This is a genomic window from Pseudoflavonifractor sp. AF19-9AC, from assembly GCF_003478995.1.
Lineage (GTDB): Bacteria > Bacillota > Clostridia > Oscillospirales > Oscillospiraceae > Lawsonibacter.
This window is the reverse complement of sequence record NZ_QUGI01000002.1, coordinates 167,451-181,678: the sequence shown is the minus strand read 5'-3', so window position 1 is coordinate 181,678 and position 14,228 is coordinate 167,451. Positions and strand designations below refer to the sequence as shown.

Here is a 14,228-nt window from a genome sequence, read left to right as displayed (position 1 = left end):
ATCATACAAGGAGGCTGTTCCATGGAATGGAAGTTCACCGAGGACCGCCCCATCTGGCAGCAGCTGAGCCAGCAGATTGCCCGGCAGATTCTCATCGGGGTCTATCCCCCGGGGAGCAAGCTGCCCCCGGTGCGGGAGCTGGCCGCCCAGGCGGGGGTCAACCCCAACACCATGCAGCGGGCGCTGGCCCAGCTGGAGCAGGCGGGGCTGGCGGAGTCCAACCGCACGGCGGGGCGGCTGGTTACCCAGGACCGGGGGGTCATTGAGGCGGCACGCCGGGCGGAGGCCCAGGGAATCATCCGCCGCTATCTGGAGTCCATGAATGAGCTGGGATACAGCCCGGAAGAGGCTGTGGCGTTGTTGAAGGAGGAGAAATGATGAATGACATGCTCATTGAGAGCTGGGGATTGACCAAATCCTACGGCCGCAAGATTGCCCTGGACGGGGTGGACCTGTCCATTGGCCGGGGCAAGATTATCGGTCTGCTGGGGCCCAACGGCAGCGGCAAGACCACCCTCATTAAGATTCTGTGCGGCCTGCTGCAGCCCACCTCGGGCACGCTGGCCATCAACGGTCAGAGCGTGGGGCCGGAGACCAAGGCCATCATCAGCTACCTGCCCGACCGGATGTACTTTGCCAACTGGATGCGGGCGGTGGATCTCTTCGACCTGTTCCGGGACTTTTATAAAGACTTCGACTATGAGAAGGCGGTGGCCATGTGCCACAGCCTGGGGGTGGAGCCCCGCAACCGGCTGAAGACCATGTCCAAGGGCACCAAAGAGAAGGTGCAGCTGGCCCTGGTCATGGCCCGGAAGGCCCAGCTCTACCTGCTGGATGAGCCCATCGCCGGGGTGGACCCGGCGGCCCGAGACTTCATTCTCCGCACCATTTTGACCAACTACAACGAGGAGGGCACCGTCCTCATCTCCACCCACCTGATTGCCGACATTGAGAAGGTGCTGGACGAGGCCATTTTCCTGAAAGAGGGAAAGATTATGCTCCATGAGACAGTGGACAACATCCGGGAGCAGGAGGGCAAGAGCGTGGACACCCTGTTCCGGGAAATCTTCCGCGCCCAGCCCATGGAAGGAGGCGAGTTCTGATGCTGTGGAAGCTGCTCAAATACGATTTTCGTTCCATGGGCAAGTCCTTTGCCCTCATCTGGCCGGCCGCCCTGGTGCTGGCCCTGATCAACCACTTCACCCTGCCCTATGACGAGGGCGTTGTGGAGACAAATGAGCTTCTGGCCGTGGTCCTGATCATCGCCTTTGTGTCCGTCCTCTTTGCCATGTTTGTGGCGGTGATGATCTTTGTCATCCAGCGCTTCTACAAGGGACTGCTGGGAGACGAGGGCTATCTGATGCACACCCTGCCTGTGGGCCCCGGACAGCTGGTGCTGTCCAAGCTCATCTGCGCGGTGGTCACCTCAGTGGTCAGCTTGGCGGTCATGTTTGTGGCCTGCCTCCTCATGGTGCCCATCCGCTGGGGCCAGGTGCTGCGCATCGCCTTCTTCCAGGACCTTTGGCAGGGCCTGATGGCCAACCCCGACGCCATGGTGTACCTGCTGGAGTTCCTGCTGGTGTGTGGGCTGTCCTTAATTCTCTTTATCACCATGACTTACCTGTCCATGGCCATCGGCCATCTGTTCCGCCGGAGAATCATCATGAGTGTGGTGGCCTTTATCGGACTGGATATTCTGGGTACGGTGTATCTGGATTTCCTGGACCGGCTGAAGATTCTGGGGCATATTCTTAACGCTGATACCCATGCCACTTTTTTGGGCTTTTCCGCCATGATGCTGCCTCCGATTCTGCTGTTCACCGCCGGTACCATTTGGATTCTGGGGCACCGTCTGAACCTGGAGTAAAGGAGCGGGTATGGATTCCTGGACTGTCTTTTCCCTGGCCTTTGCCGGGGTGCTGATCTCCGCCTGGCTGGGGCGCAGAAATTCCCCGGACTGGTACCTGGGCGGGATCGTCCCTCTGCTCTATGGCGGGGTAGTGGCCTGGATGTTCCTGGAGGAGGACCCTCTGCTGGCCCTCCGGATCATTCTCTTCGGTTCCCTGCTGCCCGTCGGCCTGCTGGTCTGGCTGTGGTGGGACCGCCGCCGGGAATCGTCCACCCCGCCGGATGAGCGGCAATAGAATAAAAAAGCCCGGAGCACCATGGGTGCTCCGGGCTTTTTGTATGTAGAAAATGGCTCAGCCGCGCTTGTAGGACTCAAAGGACTCCTGGATGGAGGCGTCGGGGGCGGGGGTGAGCAGGGAGACCACCACGATGGCAGCCAGGGCGCTGAGGAAGGCGGGCAGCAGCTCGTAGATGCCCAGGGCGCCGCCCATGGGGCGGACCAGGAACTTCCACACGAAGACCATCACGCCGCCCACCACCAGACCGGCCAGAATACCCTGGCGGTTGCTGCGCTTCCAGAACAGGGCGCAGAGAATGGCGGGGCCGAAGGTAGCGCCGAAACCGGCCCAGGCGAAGGACACGATGGCGAAGACGCTGCTCTCGGGGTCAGCGGCCAGGAAGACCGCGATGACGGCGATGCAGATGACGGTGCCCCGGGCCACCAGCATGGTCTGCTTGGGGGTGAGCTTAATGCCGAACACGTCCTGAAGCAGGTTCTCCGAGAAAGCGGAGGCGGCGGAGAGCAGCTGGGAGTCGGCGGTGGACATGGTGGCGGCCAGGATGCCCGCCAGAATGAGACCGGCCACCACACCGGCCAGCACACCGAAGGTGGACAGCAGGTTGGCGATCTGGACAATGACCGTCTCAGAGGCGCTGCCCTCCAGCACGGGGATGCGGCCCGCCTTGGACACGGCGTTGCCGATCATACCGATGCACACGGCCACAGTCATGGAGATGACCACCCACACCGAGGCGATGCGCCGGGACAGCTTCAGCTCCTCCTCATTCCGGATGGCCATGAAGCGCACCAGAATGTGGGGCATGCCGAAGTAGCCCAGGCCCCAGGCCAGCATGGAGAAGATGTTCATGATGGGGTAGGGCTGCGCCGTGCCGGTGGCGGGATTGTAGGTCTGGGAAAAGCCCAGGTAGCCGGGCAGGGACTTGGCATTCTCCACCACCGCGTCTACGCCGCCGGCCTGGGCGATGCTGAAGATGGTGATGACGGCCAGAGCCACGGTCATGATGATGGACTGAATGAGGTCCATGGTGGCCACGGCGGAGAAGCCGCCCACGGAGGTGTAGCTGATGATGACCAGGGCGCCGATGACCACGGCCAGCATATAGTTCCAGCCGAACAGGCTGTTGAAGAGCTTGCCGATGGCGGCCAGGCCCGAGGCCACATAGGGCACAAAGAAAATGAGGATGACCAGGGAGGCGATGCACATGATCACCGGCCGCTTCTCCTGGTAGCGCTTGGAGATGAAGGAGGGGATGGTGATGGCATCCAGCTGTACGCTGTACCGGCGGATGCGCTTGGCCACCAGCAGGAAGTTGAGGTAGGTGCCCAGAGCCAGGCCGATGGCGGTCCAGCTGGCGTCCGCCACGCCGCTGAGGTAGGCCACGCCGGGCAGACCCATCAGCAGCCAGGAGGACATGTCACTGGCCTCCGCGCTCATGGCGGTGACCAGAGGGCCCATGCCCCGGCCGCCCAGGTAAAAGCCCTCGGCGCTCTTCTTGCTCCGGCGGCCGATGAGCACGCCGGTGCAGATTACAAAACAGAGGTAGACGATAATCGTCGCCATAATACAGACTTGTGCCGCTGTCATAATTGCTGTTCTCTCCTTTTGGCGGCTGAGCCGCCCTGATTTCACACACAATTGCGCCTCCCCACAGAGGCCGGGGCGGCGCGTAGGACCATCATAGCACAAATTTGAGCAGAATAAAACAGAGAATCAAGTGCAGAATAAATTCTGTACAAAATTCTCTGCTTTAAGAAAAATCCATTGAAAAACAATGGATTTAAGCTGTACATTTTATCATTTTATCGTTTGTATTTTCTTACAAAAATCTCATTGGGCCGTGCGAAATCCCTGGAAGAACATGGGCATCATGGTCCGGCCGTACTGGAGCAGGGAATAGTCGCCCCCGGAGAGGCACCAGTCGTAAATAAGGGCCCGCTCGCACAGGGCGTACACCCGCACCATCTCGTTGACGGTCACGTCCCCCCGCAGTTCTCCCCGCTCCTGGCCCTGGAGAACGATCTGCCGCAGCAGCTTATAGTAGGTGCGGTTGTGGTCCAGCAGGTGCTTGTCTCCACGGGTGATGAGCTGAGAGGAGTAGAGCCGGGCCAGCAGGTCCAGGGAGATGGAGTTTTCGATCATGGCAAAGAGCTCCCGGTTTAAGTACATCAGCTGGTCGAAGCGGTCCATCTCCGGGTCCATGGTTTCCATCAGCTCCTCATACTTCTCATCGAAGAGGAAGGAGACAGAGGAGAGCAGGGCGTCCTTGCCCTCGAAGTAGTGGTAGAAGGAGCCCCGGGAGGTACCTGAGGCCTCGATGATCTCCTCCACGGTGGTGTCGTCGTAGCCCTGGCGGTAGAACAGCTGCCAGGCGGCCTGGATGATGCGGCCCTTGGTATTGCGGGCGTTTTTCTTGGCCATAATGGGCTCCTTTCCGGGAAAAATGGGCCCGCAACTGTTGGTTGCGGCCATTTCCAAGGGGACTTGGTTGTAAATTTCCTTCGTTTCCTTTATCATAACATCAACCAAGCCCAATGGAAAGGGGAAGATTTCTTTGTCACTGTCGGAAAAAATCTTGTCGCTGCGTACCCAACTGGGCCTGTCTCAGGAAGACCTGGCCGAAAAGCTGGGGGTGTCCCGCCAGAGCGTCAGCAAGTGGGAGACAGGCCAGTCGGTACCCGATTTGGATAAACTCATTAAATTGGCAGACCTCTTCGGCATCAGCGTGGATGAGCTGGTGCGGGAGGGGGAACGGCCCAAGCCCCCGGAGCCGCCCCAGCCCCAGGTGGTCTATGTAAAGGAGAAGCGCAGCCTGACGGGCACCCAGACGGCAGGCGTGTGCCTGGAGCTCATCGGCCTGGCCCTGGACCTGCTGGGGCTGGTGGGGGAGAGCAACCTTCTGGTCTTTCTTGGCACGGCGCTGATCGTCCTGGGCCTGCCCCTGCTGTTGGCTGCGCGCCATCCTCTGCTTATCTTCGGCTGGCTGGCGGTGGCACTGAGCCTGGTCATCTTCAACCCGTACACCATGGCCTACATGCCCTGGGGGCTGCTGGGGGGAATTCAACTGCTTGTCATGTGTATCCTCTCCCCGGAGGAGTGGTATGTGTCCACCCAGCTGGGCATTCTCATCTCGATCACCCGGGGTGTGCTGATTTTGTGGCTCATCTATGGCTCCTTTCATGCCTGGAACAAAGGGAGGAAACCAACATGACCCTGGCGGAACGAATTTTTGCCCTCCGCACCCAAAGAGGCCTGTCCCAGGAGGAGTTGGCGGAACAGCTGGGGGTGTCCCGCCAGAGCGTCAGCAAGTGGGAGACAGGCCAATCGGTGCCCGATTTGGATAAACTCATCAAGCTGGCCGACCTCTTCGGCGTCACCCTGGATGAGCTGGCACGGGACACGCCGGAACAGGGGGAGGGAGCATCCGCACAAGAGCCGGCGCGGATCCCCTTCTGGCGGCGGGACCTGCTGTCCCCCTGGCTGGAGGACCTCCAGCACCGGATTTTTGTGTTCATCGCACTCATCCTGGCTGCGGTCCTGGCCGTGGTCCTGGACATTCCGGGTGCCCTGTGGCTTCCCGTTCTGGCCTTTGAGGTGGTACTGGTGACGAAACGCCAGCCGTTGGTGGTGGGCGGCACCCTGCTCATCGCCCTTCTGCTGCACGTACCTCCCCTTCTGGTGGGGGTGCTGGTGGGCCTGTTTCTTGTGGGTGCGCTGTACCTGGTCCTGCCCGACCTAGGCAAAAAGAAATAGAACACACCAAAGAGGGCGCCGCTTTTGCGGCGTCCTTTCATTTTCTCCCGTTCCATGGCCCTCGGCGTTTACATCCCTCTCCACCTGTGATAAAATAACCACTGACTTCAAGCAGAGGGGGATTTTCTCTTGCCCTATCACTTTTTCCCTATGATTGCCCGGATGCGGTACATCAACCGCTGGGGGCTCATGCGCAACACCGACCCGGAGAACATCCAGGAGCACTCCCACATGGTGGCGGTCCTGGCCCACGCTCTGGCCGTGCTGCAGAATGAGCGCTTCGGCGGCCAGGTGGACCCGGGCGCGGTGGCGGTGGCGGCGCTGTATCACGACGCCAGCGAGATTCTCACCGGCGACATGCCCACCCCCATCAAATACGATAACCCTGACATTCAGTCTGCCTACAAGCAGGTGGAGGCCGTGGCGGAGCAGAAGCTGCTGAACATGCTCCCCGAGGACCTGCGCCCCGCTTATAATGAGGCTCTCACCATCCCCGACCCGGAAATCCGGGCCCTGGTGAAGGCGGCGGACAAGCTGTCCGCCTACCTCAAGTGCGTGGAGGAGCTGAAGGCGGGCAACAGCGAGTTTAAAAAAGCCAAGGAGCAGACCTGGGCCGCCCTCCAGGACAATCCTCTGCCCGCCCTGCGGTGCTTTATGGAAGAGTTTCTGCCGGGCTTTGAGCTTACCCTGGATGAACTGAACTGATGGAATGAAAAACCATTCTGCAAAAAGAAAGGAATTTGTTTTATGAAGGCTATTGTCACCGTCATCGGCAAGGACCGGGTGGGCATCACCGCCTCCGTGTGTTCCCTGCTGGCCCAGCACAACATCAACATTCTGGACATCACCCAGACCGTCCTCCAGGAGTTCTTCACCATGGTCATGCTGGTGGACACCTCCGCCTGCCAGCAGTCCATCGGCGAGATGTCTGATCTCCTGGAGCAGGCCGGCAAGGAGCAGAACCTGTCCATCCGCATCCAGCGGGAGGATATTTTTAACGCCATGCACCGCATCTGAGCGTGACCCATAGGCGCACAGGGGAGATAACGACGAGCCTCAGAGACGACCGCGGGTCTGTGATTGGGGCCCCCGCCGAAGCCCAGCGTCAGCGGGTTCGGTGGGGAAAGGAGGAGCAAGGGAGCGCAACGACGGATGCCCATACTTGGGCGTCCGGAGGGAAGCGGACTTTGCGACGACGCATTGACCCGGCCGTGCGCCCAATGGGAGCGTGACAACACCGAAGTGAGAGACTATCCTTGGAGGAATCATACATGCTCAATCAACACGAAATTATGCAGACCATCCAGATGATTGACCAGCAGCATCTGGACGTGCGCACCATCACCATGGGCATCTCGCTGCTCTCCTGTGCCCACAGCGACGTGAAGGCAGCCTGTGACAAGGTGTACGACAAGATCACCCGCTACGCCGAGCACCTGGTGGCCACCGGCGAGGCCATTGAGAAGGAGTTCGGCATTCCCATTGTGAACAAGCGCATCTCCGTCACCCCCATCGCCCTGGTGGCGGCGGCGTCTGAGACGGACAACTACACCCCCTTCGCCCAGGCCATGGACCGGGCTGCCAAGACCTGCGGGGTCAACTTCATCGGCGGCTTCTCCGCCCTGGTGCAGAAGGGCATGACCGAGGCTGACCGCATTCTCATCAATTCCATCCCCGAGGCCCTGTCCACCACCGACATTGTCTGCGCCAGCGTCAACGTTGGCTCCACCAAGGCGGGCATCGATATGGACGCGGTGGCCCTCATGGGCCGGACCATCAAGGACCTGGCCGGCCGCACCGCCGACAAGGGCGGCTTCGGCTGCGCCAAGCTGGTGGTGTTCTGCAACGCCGTGGAGGACAACCCCTTCATGGCCGGTGCCTTCCACGGTGTGGGCGAGCCGGAGAAGGTCATCAACGTGGGCGTCTCCGGCCCCGGCGTGGTGTACCACGCCCTCCAGAGTGTGAAGGGCCAGCCCTTTGACGTGGTGGCCGAGACAGTGAAGAAGACCGCCTTCCGCATCACCCGCATGGGTCAGCTGGTGGCCCAGGAGGCCTCCCGCCGTCTGGACACCCCCTTCGGCATTGTGGACCTGTCCCTGGCCCCCACCCCCGCCATCGGCGACTCCGTGGCCCGGATTCTGGAGGAGATGGGCCTGGAGGTGTGCGGCACCCACGGCACCACTGCCGCCCTGGCCCTGCTGAACGATGCGGTGAAGAAGGGCGGCGTCATGGCCTCCTCCCATGTGGGCGGCCTGTCCGGCGCCTTTATCCCCGTCAGCGAAGACGAGGGCATGATTGCCGCGGCCGCCTCCGGGGCTCTCACCCTGGACAAGCTGGAAGCCATGACCTGCGTGTGCTCCGTGGGCCTTGACATGATCGCCGTCCCCGGCGATACCCCCGCCGAGACCCTGTCCGCCATCATCGCCGACGAGGCCGCCATCGGTATGGTCAACTCCAAGACCACCGCCGTGCGCATCATTCCCGCCCCCGGCTGCAAGGTGGGCGATACCGTGGAATTCGGCGGCCTGCTGGGCTCCGCCCCCGTACAGCCCGCCCACCCCTTCTCCGCAAAGGCCTTTGTGGACCGGGGCGGCCGCATCCCCGCTCCCATGCAGAGTTTGAAGAACTAAACCTTGGTACCCTGTTCAGAGCTGAGAAAACCGGGGCGGGCATATTCTCCATATGCCCGCCCTTTGGATTTTACTGGAACAACACCGGAAGGAGAGACACACCCATGATTTGCCGCCTGTGCCCCCGGAACTGCGGGGCTGTGCGCACCGCTACGGAAGGACAAGGCCTGTGCCGCATGCCGGAGACCCCGCTGCTGGCCCGGGCGGCCCTCCACCACTGGGAGGAGCCCCCCATCTCGGGCACCCGGGGCTCGGGCACCGTCTTCTTCACCGGCTGTCCCCTGGGCTGTGTCTTCTGCCAGAACGGGGACATCAGCCACCAGAACTTTGGAAAGCCGGTGACGGAGGAGCGGCTGTGGGACATCTGTCAGGAGCTCATCGCCCAGGGGGCCCACAACATCAACTTCGTAACCCCCACCCACTACACCCACGTCCTGGCCTCCCTGTTGGAGCGGCCCCTGCCCGTGCCGGTGGTCTACAACTGCGGGGGCTACGAGAAGGTGGACACCCTCTGCACTCTGGAGGGGAAGGTGCAGATTTACCTCCCCGACTTCAAGTATCTGGACCCGTCTGCCGCCCGGCGCTACTCCGGGGCCCCGGACTACCCGGAGGCGGCGGCCGCCGCCATCCAGGAGATGGTCCGTCAGACCGGCCCCTGCCAGTTTGACGAAAACGGCCTGCTCACCCGGGGCGTCATCATCCGCCACCTTATTCTCCCCGGGCAGGTGCAGGGCGCCAAGGCGGTGATGGACTGGGTGGCCGAGACCTTCCCGCCCCACACGGTGCTCTTCTCTCTCATGAGCCAATATACCCCCTGGGGTGACCTGTCTCGGGTGCCGGAGGTCAACCGGAAGCTCCGCCGGGGAGAGATCCGGGCGGCCCAGGACTACATGGCCGCTCTGGGCCTGGACGGCTTCACCCAGGAGCGCACCAGCGCCAAGGAGGAATATACGCCTCCCTTCGATTTGACCGGAGTATGAAAAAACGGACTGCACATGCAGTCCGTTTTTTATTTATGATAGCTGGAGCCCTCGTTAATTTTGAAGGCCCGGTAAATCTGCTCCAGCACCATCACACGGGCCAGATGGTGGGGGAAGGTCATAGGGGACATGGACAGCTTCAGCCAGGCCTCCCGCTTCAGGCTCTCCGCCATTCCGTAGGACCCGCCGATGACAAAGACCAGATGCCGCTGGCCGCTCTGGGCAAAGTCCTCCACCAGTTTGGCCAGCTCCGGGCTGGAGCGGGGCTTTCCCTCCACGCACAGGCAGACAAGACGGCTGTTTTGGGGGATTTTGGCCCGGATGGCCAATGCCTCCCACTCCAGGGCGGCGTCAATCTGGGCCTGGGAGGGCGCGGCAGGCAGCCGCTCCTCGGGAATCTCGGTGAGGGTAAAGGAGCAGTAGCCGGACAGCCGCTTTTTATACTCGGCAGAGGCCTCCAGATAAAACTTCTCCTTCAGCTTGCCCACGCAGATGAGATGAATACTCAGCATAGGGCCGCCCCCCGCAGGGCGAAGGCCACGGCGGCCCCGTCCTCCTCCAGCCGATACACCGGTCCCGTCTCCTTCCGGGGTGCCACCGCCAGACAGATGTCCCGCTCCGGGTCGCAGCCCATGGCGGCGAGCCTCCGGCACACCGCCGCCCGCGCGTGGGCAGGGGTGTTGTTCTCCGAGGACAGATGGGCCAGAATGACCGTACGGGCTCCGCTCTCCACCGCCAGGGCGGCCAGCTCGGCTCCCGCCTCATTGGACAGGTGCCCCCGGTCGCCCAGCACCCGCTGCTTTAAGTAGTAGGGATAGGGGCCGGTGCGCACCCAGTCCTCGTCGTGGTTGGTCTCGCAGATAAGGAGGTCGCAGCCCTCCGCTGCCCGTTTGACCTCCGGGGTGACATACCCCAGGTCGGTACACAGCACCAGCCGCCGCCCCTCAGCAGAAAAGGAGTAGCCCACGCTGCCCGCGGCGTCGTGGGGGGTGGAGAAGGATTCCGTCCAGATCTCCCCCAGCTGCACGCCGGTGCCCGGCTCCTGGCCCTGCAGCCGTCCCCGGAACTGGGGCAGCTTGTCCCCCAGATACCGACAGGTGGCCGGAGAAGCCAATACCGGGGCGGGAATCTGCTTGCACAGCACCCCTAGGCCGCTGACATGGTCGTGGTGCTCGTGGGTAATGACAATGGCGGACAGATCCTGGGGAGGGACCCCCAGAGCCTTCAGGGCTGTGGTAATCCGCCGGGCGGAGATGCCTGCGTCCAGCAGAATATGAGTCCGGCCGCAGGACACCAGAGCGGCGTTGCCGCTGGAGCCGCTGGCCAGGGTGGTAACCGTGAGCAAAAGGAGCCCTCCCTCTCAGAGAAATTCAAAATTGGGGCCGGCACCGGCCCACAAAAAAGAAGGAGTCAGGAACGGGGCAGGAGTCGCCGCCCAATGGGCGGGATTCCTCATTCCTGACTCCTGATTTCCAGTTGTATTCAGCCCGCCTGGGACTGCTCCTCCTCGTCGGGGGTGTTGATGATCCGAATGTCAGCTCCCACGCCGGAGAGCTTCTCCACCAGGGTCTCGTAGCCACGCTCGATGTGGTAGATGCCGTCGATCTCGGTGACACCCTGGGCGCACAGACCGGCAATCACCATGGCCGCTCCCGCCCGCAGGTCGCAGGCGTGAACCGGAGCGCCGGTGAGCTTGTCCACCCCTTCAATGACAGCCACCTTGCCGTCCACCTGGATGGAGGCGCCCATACGGCGGAACTCATCCACATAGCGGTAGCGGTTCTCCCACACGCCCTCAGTGAGGACGCTGGTGCCCCGGGCGGTGCACAGCACGGCGGCAATCTGGGGCTGCATATCGGTGGGGAAGCCGGGGTAGGGCATGGTCTTTACATTCACCCGGCTGAGGGGACCGGAGCGGCGCACCAGTACGGCGTCGTCCTGCTCCTCCACGTCCACACCCATCTCCACCAGCTTGGCGGTGATGCAGTCCAGGTGCTTGGGAATGACGTTCTTGATGAGCACCTCGCCCCCGGCGGCAGCCACAGCGGCCATATAGGTGCCCGCTTCGATCTGGTCGGGGATGATGGAGTAGGTGCCGCCCTTCAGACGGTCCACGCCCCGGATCTTGATGACGTCGGTGCCCGCGCCCATGATGTTGGCCCCCATGGAGTTGAGGAAGTTGGCCAAATCCACGATGTGGGGCTCCTTGGCGGCATTTTCAATGATGGTCATGCCGTTGGCCAGGGCGGCACAGAGCATGATGTTCATGGTGGCGCCCACAGAGACCATGTCCAGATAGACCTGTCCGCCAGCGGGCCGTCCGCCGCCGGGCACCTGGGCGTAGATGAGGCCGTTGCGCACGTCCACCTCGGCCCCCATGGCCACAAAGCCCTTGATGTGCTGGTCGATGGGCCGTCCGCCCAGATCGCAGCCGCCGGGCAGGGGAACCTCCGCCCAGCCGAACCGGCCCAGGAGGGCGCCCACAAGGTAATAGCTGGCACGAATCTTCCGGGCCAGCTCGTAAGGCACCTGGCGGTTGCGGATGTGGGAGCAGTCCACGTCCACGGTGGTACGGTTGACGGTACGCACGTCCGCCCCCAGCTCCCGCAGGATCTGGAGGATGAGCGTCACGTCGCTGATTTGGGGAATATTTTCAATGCGGCACACCCCGTCCACCATCAGGGCGGCGGGAATAATGGCCACGGCGGCATTCTTGGCGCCGCTGATCTCAATGGTACCGTGCAGGGAGTTTCCTCCGCGAATTTGATACTTGGTCAAAATACGCACCCTCTTTTAAAACGCCACAAGATGTGGAATATCGAAAATACAGCGTGAAACGCCGTATGTAAACCATAATTCATGCTCCGGCCGCCGGAAGAAGGCGGGGCCCAAAGACGGGCAAAACGTTTCGTTTCCTGATAAGCATCTCACTTATTATAGCACTATTATATCCCGGTGGCAATGAATTTTGCGCGGAGGAGAATAAATTGTTTATTTTTATGGAAGTTTTATGAAAACCAGGAAAGGCCTCTGTCCATTTGCAAAAAAGGCCTTCCAAAATCTGCCGTGTATCGGAAAATTACGACGCCGGACCCTGGTCCCTGGGACGGCTGAACTGCTCCCGGGCCCGGGGCAGCAGATCCTGAAACCCGGCTCGCTCCTGCCGCTCCAAAAGATCGCCGATGAGCTGGTTGGAGATCAGGAATCCCCGGGGAGTGAGCCGCCAGCGGCCCTCCTCGGTCTTTTCCGCCCAGCCCTGGGCCTTAAATTCCTCCAGCCGGGCCTCCAGGGGAGCAAAGTCCATGAAGTAGGCGCTGCGGTACTCCCACTCCTCAACGCCCTCCACGGTGCGCAGCCGGAGCATCAGGTACTCATAGCCCCGCTCCCGCTGGGGGATGAGCTCCTCGCTGTCCAGAATGGTGCCGCCCTTCAGCACCCCGTCGATGTAGCCGTCCAGGTCCCGGACCCAGGAATAGCGCCGCCCGCCGAAGTCGGAGTGGGCCCCGGGACCGAAGCCGATGTAGGGCTTCAGCTGCCAGTAGCGCAGGTTGTGCCGGGAGGCAAAGCCGGGCTTTGCGAAGTTGGAAATCTCGTACTGGGGGTAGCCCGCCCGCTCCAGACGGCCCACGGTCCACAGGTACATGTCCGCCTGCTGGTCGTCGTCGGGCAGCACCTCACCGGCCTCCACCCGCTTCTGCAGAGGGGTGCCCTCCTCCACCTTCAGTCCGTAGCAGGACAGGTGCTGGGGAATGAGGGACAGGGCGTGCTCCACCGAGGCTTTCCACTCCTCCATGGTCTGGCCGGGCAGGCCGTAGATGAGGTCCAGGGAGAGGTTTTTGAACTTGGCCTTCTTGGCCGCCTCCACCGCCTCGTCCGTCTGCCGGGGGCTGTGGGGACGGTGGACTGCCTCCAGCTCCGCCGGGCAGGCCGACTGCATCCCCAGGGACAGGCGGTTGAAGCCCGCTTTCCGCAGGCGCTTCAGGGCCTTGAAGTCCACGCTGTCGGGATTTGCCTCCAGGGTGATCTCCGCCCCCTTCTCCAGCTCAAAGAGCTTCTCGATGGCCGCCAGCAGCTCCCGCAGCCGTTTGTCCCCGTAAAAGCTGGGGGTGCCGCCGCCGAAATAGACGGTGTCCACGGGAATCCCCTTGGCCAGGGGCGCGGTCTCCGCCAGATGGGCCAGCAGCGCCTTCTGGTAGTCGTCCATCCGGTCCTCCCGGCCGGCCAGGGAGTAAAAGTCGCAGTAGTCGCACTTGCTGCGGCAGAAGGGAATATGAATATAAATGCCCAGCTTGTCCCGTTCCGGTGCCCGGGAAGCAGGGCTTTTCTTGTGTCCGAACATGGGAAATCCTCCTTGTGTGTTCCCTGAAATGGGTCCATTCCCGCCTTTATTATAATGCGTACGGCGCAAAGCCACAAGCCTTGAAAGCCGAGACTTTCAAGGCAAAATGGCTTTGTGCAAGCGCAAGGGGTTTGGGCAATTTTGTCCAAACCCCTTGCACGTTCTGCGAGCGCGTTTCAACGCGCCCGCAGAAATACGTATTGTAACAATGACTGAATTCCATAAAAGCGGCTCAAAGGAGCCGCTTTTATGGAATTGCGCGGCTGCCGCCGCGTGAAGAAACCGATTTTCGGTTTCTTCAGCAGACATTATTATAACGTCTGGCCCGGTTCAATGCAAACAGAACCGGAAAAGAGCACAAAAAAGAGGGCAGAAATTT

The 14,228-nt window shown here is 61.7% G+C and carries 16 protein-coding genes; 10 read left to right on the top strand and 6 right to left on the bottom strand.

Annotation, left to right across the window (positions count from 1 at the left end):
- Positions 1 to 21: 21 nt before the first annotated feature.
- The 4 genes from DWX58_RS03695 to DWX58_RS03680 are packed head-to-tail and all read left to right on the top strand — an operon-like array spanning position 22 to position 2,144.
- A complete protein-coding gene (locus DWX58_RS03695; RefSeq protein ID WP_118641659.1) occupies positions 22 to 378 on the top strand; it encodes a GntR family transcriptional regulator in 357 nt (118 codons plus the stop codon).
- Positions 375 to 1,103: an ABC transporter ATP-binding protein gene (locus tag DWX58_RS03690; protein WP_118641658.1), complete on the top strand. Its 729-nt coding sequence runs from the start codon at positions 375 to 377 to the stop codon at positions 1,101 to 1,103. Before DWX58_RS03695 ends, DWX58_RS03690 begins: the two co-directional genes overlap by 4 nt.
- Positions 1,103 to 1,867, top strand: coding sequence for a hypothetical protein (locus DWX58_RS03685; RefSeq protein ID WP_118641657.1), 765 nt, complete (start codon positions 1,103 to 1,105; stop codon positions 1,865 to 1,867). The genes DWX58_RS03690 and DWX58_RS03685 overlap by 1 nt, the downstream gene beginning before the upstream one ends.
- A 10-nt stretch (positions 1,868 to 1,877) precedes the next feature.
- Positions 1,878 to 2,144: a hypothetical protein gene (locus DWX58_RS03680; protein WP_118641656.1), complete on the top strand. Its 267-nt coding sequence runs from the start codon at positions 1,878 to 1,880 to the stop codon at positions 2,142 to 2,144.
- 57 nt (positions 2,145 to 2,201) lie between these two features.
- On the opposite strand, the gene DWX58_RS03675 is transcribed toward DWX58_RS03680, so the two are convergent.
- Positions 2,202 to 3,734 carry a sodium/proline symporter gene (locus DWX58_RS03675; RefSeq protein WP_118641655.1) on the bottom strand — a complete coding sequence of 511 codons (1,533 nt, stop codon included), beginning with the start codon at positions 3,732 to 3,734 and terminating at the stop codon, positions 2,202 to 2,204.
- Between the two features lie 243 nt (positions 3,735 to 3,977).
- Positions 3,978 to 4,568, bottom strand: coding sequence for a TetR/AcrR family transcriptional regulator (locus tag DWX58_RS03670; RefSeq protein WP_118641970.1), 591 nt, complete (start codon positions 4,566 to 4,568; stop codon positions 3,978 to 3,980).
- A gap of 154 nt (positions 4,569 to 4,722) precedes the next feature.
- On the opposite strand from DWX58_RS03670, the gene DWX58_RS03665 reads away from it, so the two are divergent.
- The 6 genes from DWX58_RS03665 (at position 4,723) to DWX58_RS03640 (ending at position 9,510) form a co-directional block, all read left to right on the top strand.
- Complete coding sequence (locus DWX58_RS03665; RefSeq protein WP_243093240.1) at positions 4,723 to 5,358, top strand: helix-turn-helix transcriptional regulator; 636 nt, start codon at positions 4,723 to 4,725, stop codon at positions 5,356 to 5,358.
- The gene (locus DWX58_RS03660; protein WP_118641653.1) at positions 5,355 to 5,900 is read left to right on the top strand and encodes a helix-turn-helix transcriptional regulator; all 546 of its coding nucleotides are present in this window, start codon (positions 5,355 to 5,357) and stop codon (positions 5,898 to 5,900) included. The genes DWX58_RS03665 and DWX58_RS03660 overlap by 4 nt, the downstream gene beginning before the upstream one ends.
- A 129-nt stretch (positions 5,901 to 6,029) precedes the next feature.
- A complete protein-coding gene (gene yfbR, locus DWX58_RS03655; RefSeq protein ID WP_118641652.1) occupies positions 6,030 to 6,605 on the top strand; it encodes a 5'-deoxynucleotidase in 576 nt (191 codons plus the stop codon).
- Positions 6,606 to 6,647: 42 nt separating this feature from the next.
- Positions 6,648 to 6,917 (top strand): ACT domain-containing protein, encoded by a 270-nt coding sequence (locus tag DWX58_RS03650; protein WP_118641651.1) that lies wholly within the window; start codon positions 6,648 to 6,650, stop codon positions 6,915 to 6,917.
- A gap of 254 nt (positions 6,918 to 7,171) precedes the next feature.
- Entirely contained in the window at positions 7,172 to 8,530 is a 1,359-nt protein-coding gene (locus DWX58_RS03645) for a PFL family protein (protein WP_118641650.1), read from the top strand.
- A gap of 104 nt (positions 8,531 to 8,634) precedes the next feature.
- A complete protein-coding gene (locus DWX58_RS03640; RefSeq protein ID WP_118641649.1) occupies positions 8,635 to 9,510 on the top strand; it encodes a 4Fe-4S cluster-binding domain-containing protein in 876 nt (291 codons plus the stop codon).
- Between the two features lie 29 nt (positions 9,511 to 9,539).
- Here the strand turns inward: DWX58_RS03640 and rlmH are convergent, their stop codons facing one another.
- From rlmH to hemW, 4 genes are all read right to left on the bottom strand, one after another.
- Entirely contained in the window at positions 9,540 to 10,022 is a 483-nt protein-coding gene (rlmH, locus tag DWX58_RS03635; RefSeq protein ID WP_118641648.1) for a 23S rRNA (pseudouridine(1915)-N(3))-methyltransferase RlmH, read from the bottom strand.
- On the bottom strand, positions 10,016 to 10,855 hold the full coding sequence (locus tag DWX58_RS03630) for an MBL fold metallo-hydrolase (protein ID WP_199648669.1): 840 nt from the start codon (positions 10,853 to 10,855) through the stop codon (positions 10,016 to 10,018). The genes rlmH and DWX58_RS03630 overlap by 7 nt, the downstream gene beginning before the upstream one ends.
- A 137-nt stretch (positions 10,856 to 10,992) precedes the next feature.
- On the bottom strand, positions 10,993 to 12,288 hold the full coding sequence (locus DWX58_RS03625; protein ID WP_118641647.1) for a UDP-N-acetylglucosamine 1-carboxyvinyltransferase: 1,296 nt from the start codon (positions 12,286 to 12,288) through the stop codon (positions 10,993 to 10,995).
- A 301-nt stretch (positions 12,289 to 12,589) separates the two neighbouring features.
- Complete coding sequence (hemW, locus tag DWX58_RS03620) at positions 12,590 to 13,849, bottom strand: radical SAM family heme chaperone HemW (RefSeq protein ID WP_118641646.1); 1,260 nt, start codon at positions 13,847 to 13,849, stop codon at positions 12,590 to 12,592.
- Between the last annotated feature and the right edge of the window lie 379 nt (positions 13,850 to 14,228).

What these genes read in the sequence shown, in the direction of transcription:
- DWX58_RS03640 (WP_118641649.1), top strand. Translation starts at nt 8,635, where the DNA reads ATGATTTGCCGCCTGTGCCCCCGGAACTGCGGGGCTGTGCGCACCGCT.
- DWX58_RS03660 (WP_118641653.1), top strand. Translation starts at nt 5,355, where the DNA reads ATGACCCTGGCGGAACGAATTTTTGCCCTCCGCACCCAAAGAGGCCTG.
- DWX58_RS03680 (WP_118641656.1), top strand. Translation starts at nt 1,878, where the DNA reads ATGGATTCCTGGACTGTCTTTTCCCTGGCCTTTGCCGGGGTGCTGATC.
- DWX58_RS03670 (WP_118641970.1), bottom strand. Translation starts at nt 4,568, where the DNA reads ATGGCCAAGAAAAACGCCCGCAATACCAAGGGCCGCATCATCCAGGCC.
- DWX58_RS03690 (WP_118641658.1), top strand. Translation starts at nt 375, where the DNA reads ATGATGAATGACATGCTCATTGAGAGCTGGGGATTGACCAAATCCTAC.
- DWX58_RS03675 (WP_118641655.1), bottom strand. Translation starts at nt 3,734, where the DNA reads ATGACAGCGGCACAAGTCTGTATTATGGCGACGATTATCGTCTACCTC.
- DWX58_RS03645 (WP_118641650.1), top strand. Translation starts at nt 7,172, where the DNA reads ATGCTCAATCAACACGAAATTATGCAGACCATCCAGATGATTGACCAG.
- hemW (WP_118641646.1), bottom strand. Translation starts at nt 13,849, where the DNA reads ATGTTCGGACACAAGAAAAGCCCTGCTTCCCGGGCACCGGAACGGGAC.
- rlmH (WP_118641648.1), bottom strand. Translation starts at nt 10,022, where the DNA reads ATGCTGAGTATTCATCTCATCTGCGTGGGCAAGCTGAAGGAGAAGTTT.
- DWX58_RS03685 (WP_118641657.1), top strand. Translation starts at nt 1,103, where the DNA reads ATGCTGTGGAAGCTGCTCAAATACGATTTTCGTTCCATGGGCAAGTCC.
- DWX58_RS03650 (WP_118641651.1), top strand. Translation starts at nt 6,648, where the DNA reads ATGAAGGCTATTGTCACCGTCATCGGCAAGGACCGGGTGGGCATCACC.
- DWX58_RS03695 (WP_118641659.1), top strand. Translation starts at nt 22, where the DNA reads ATGGAATGGAAGTTCACCGAGGACCGCCCCATCTGGCAGCAGCTGAGC.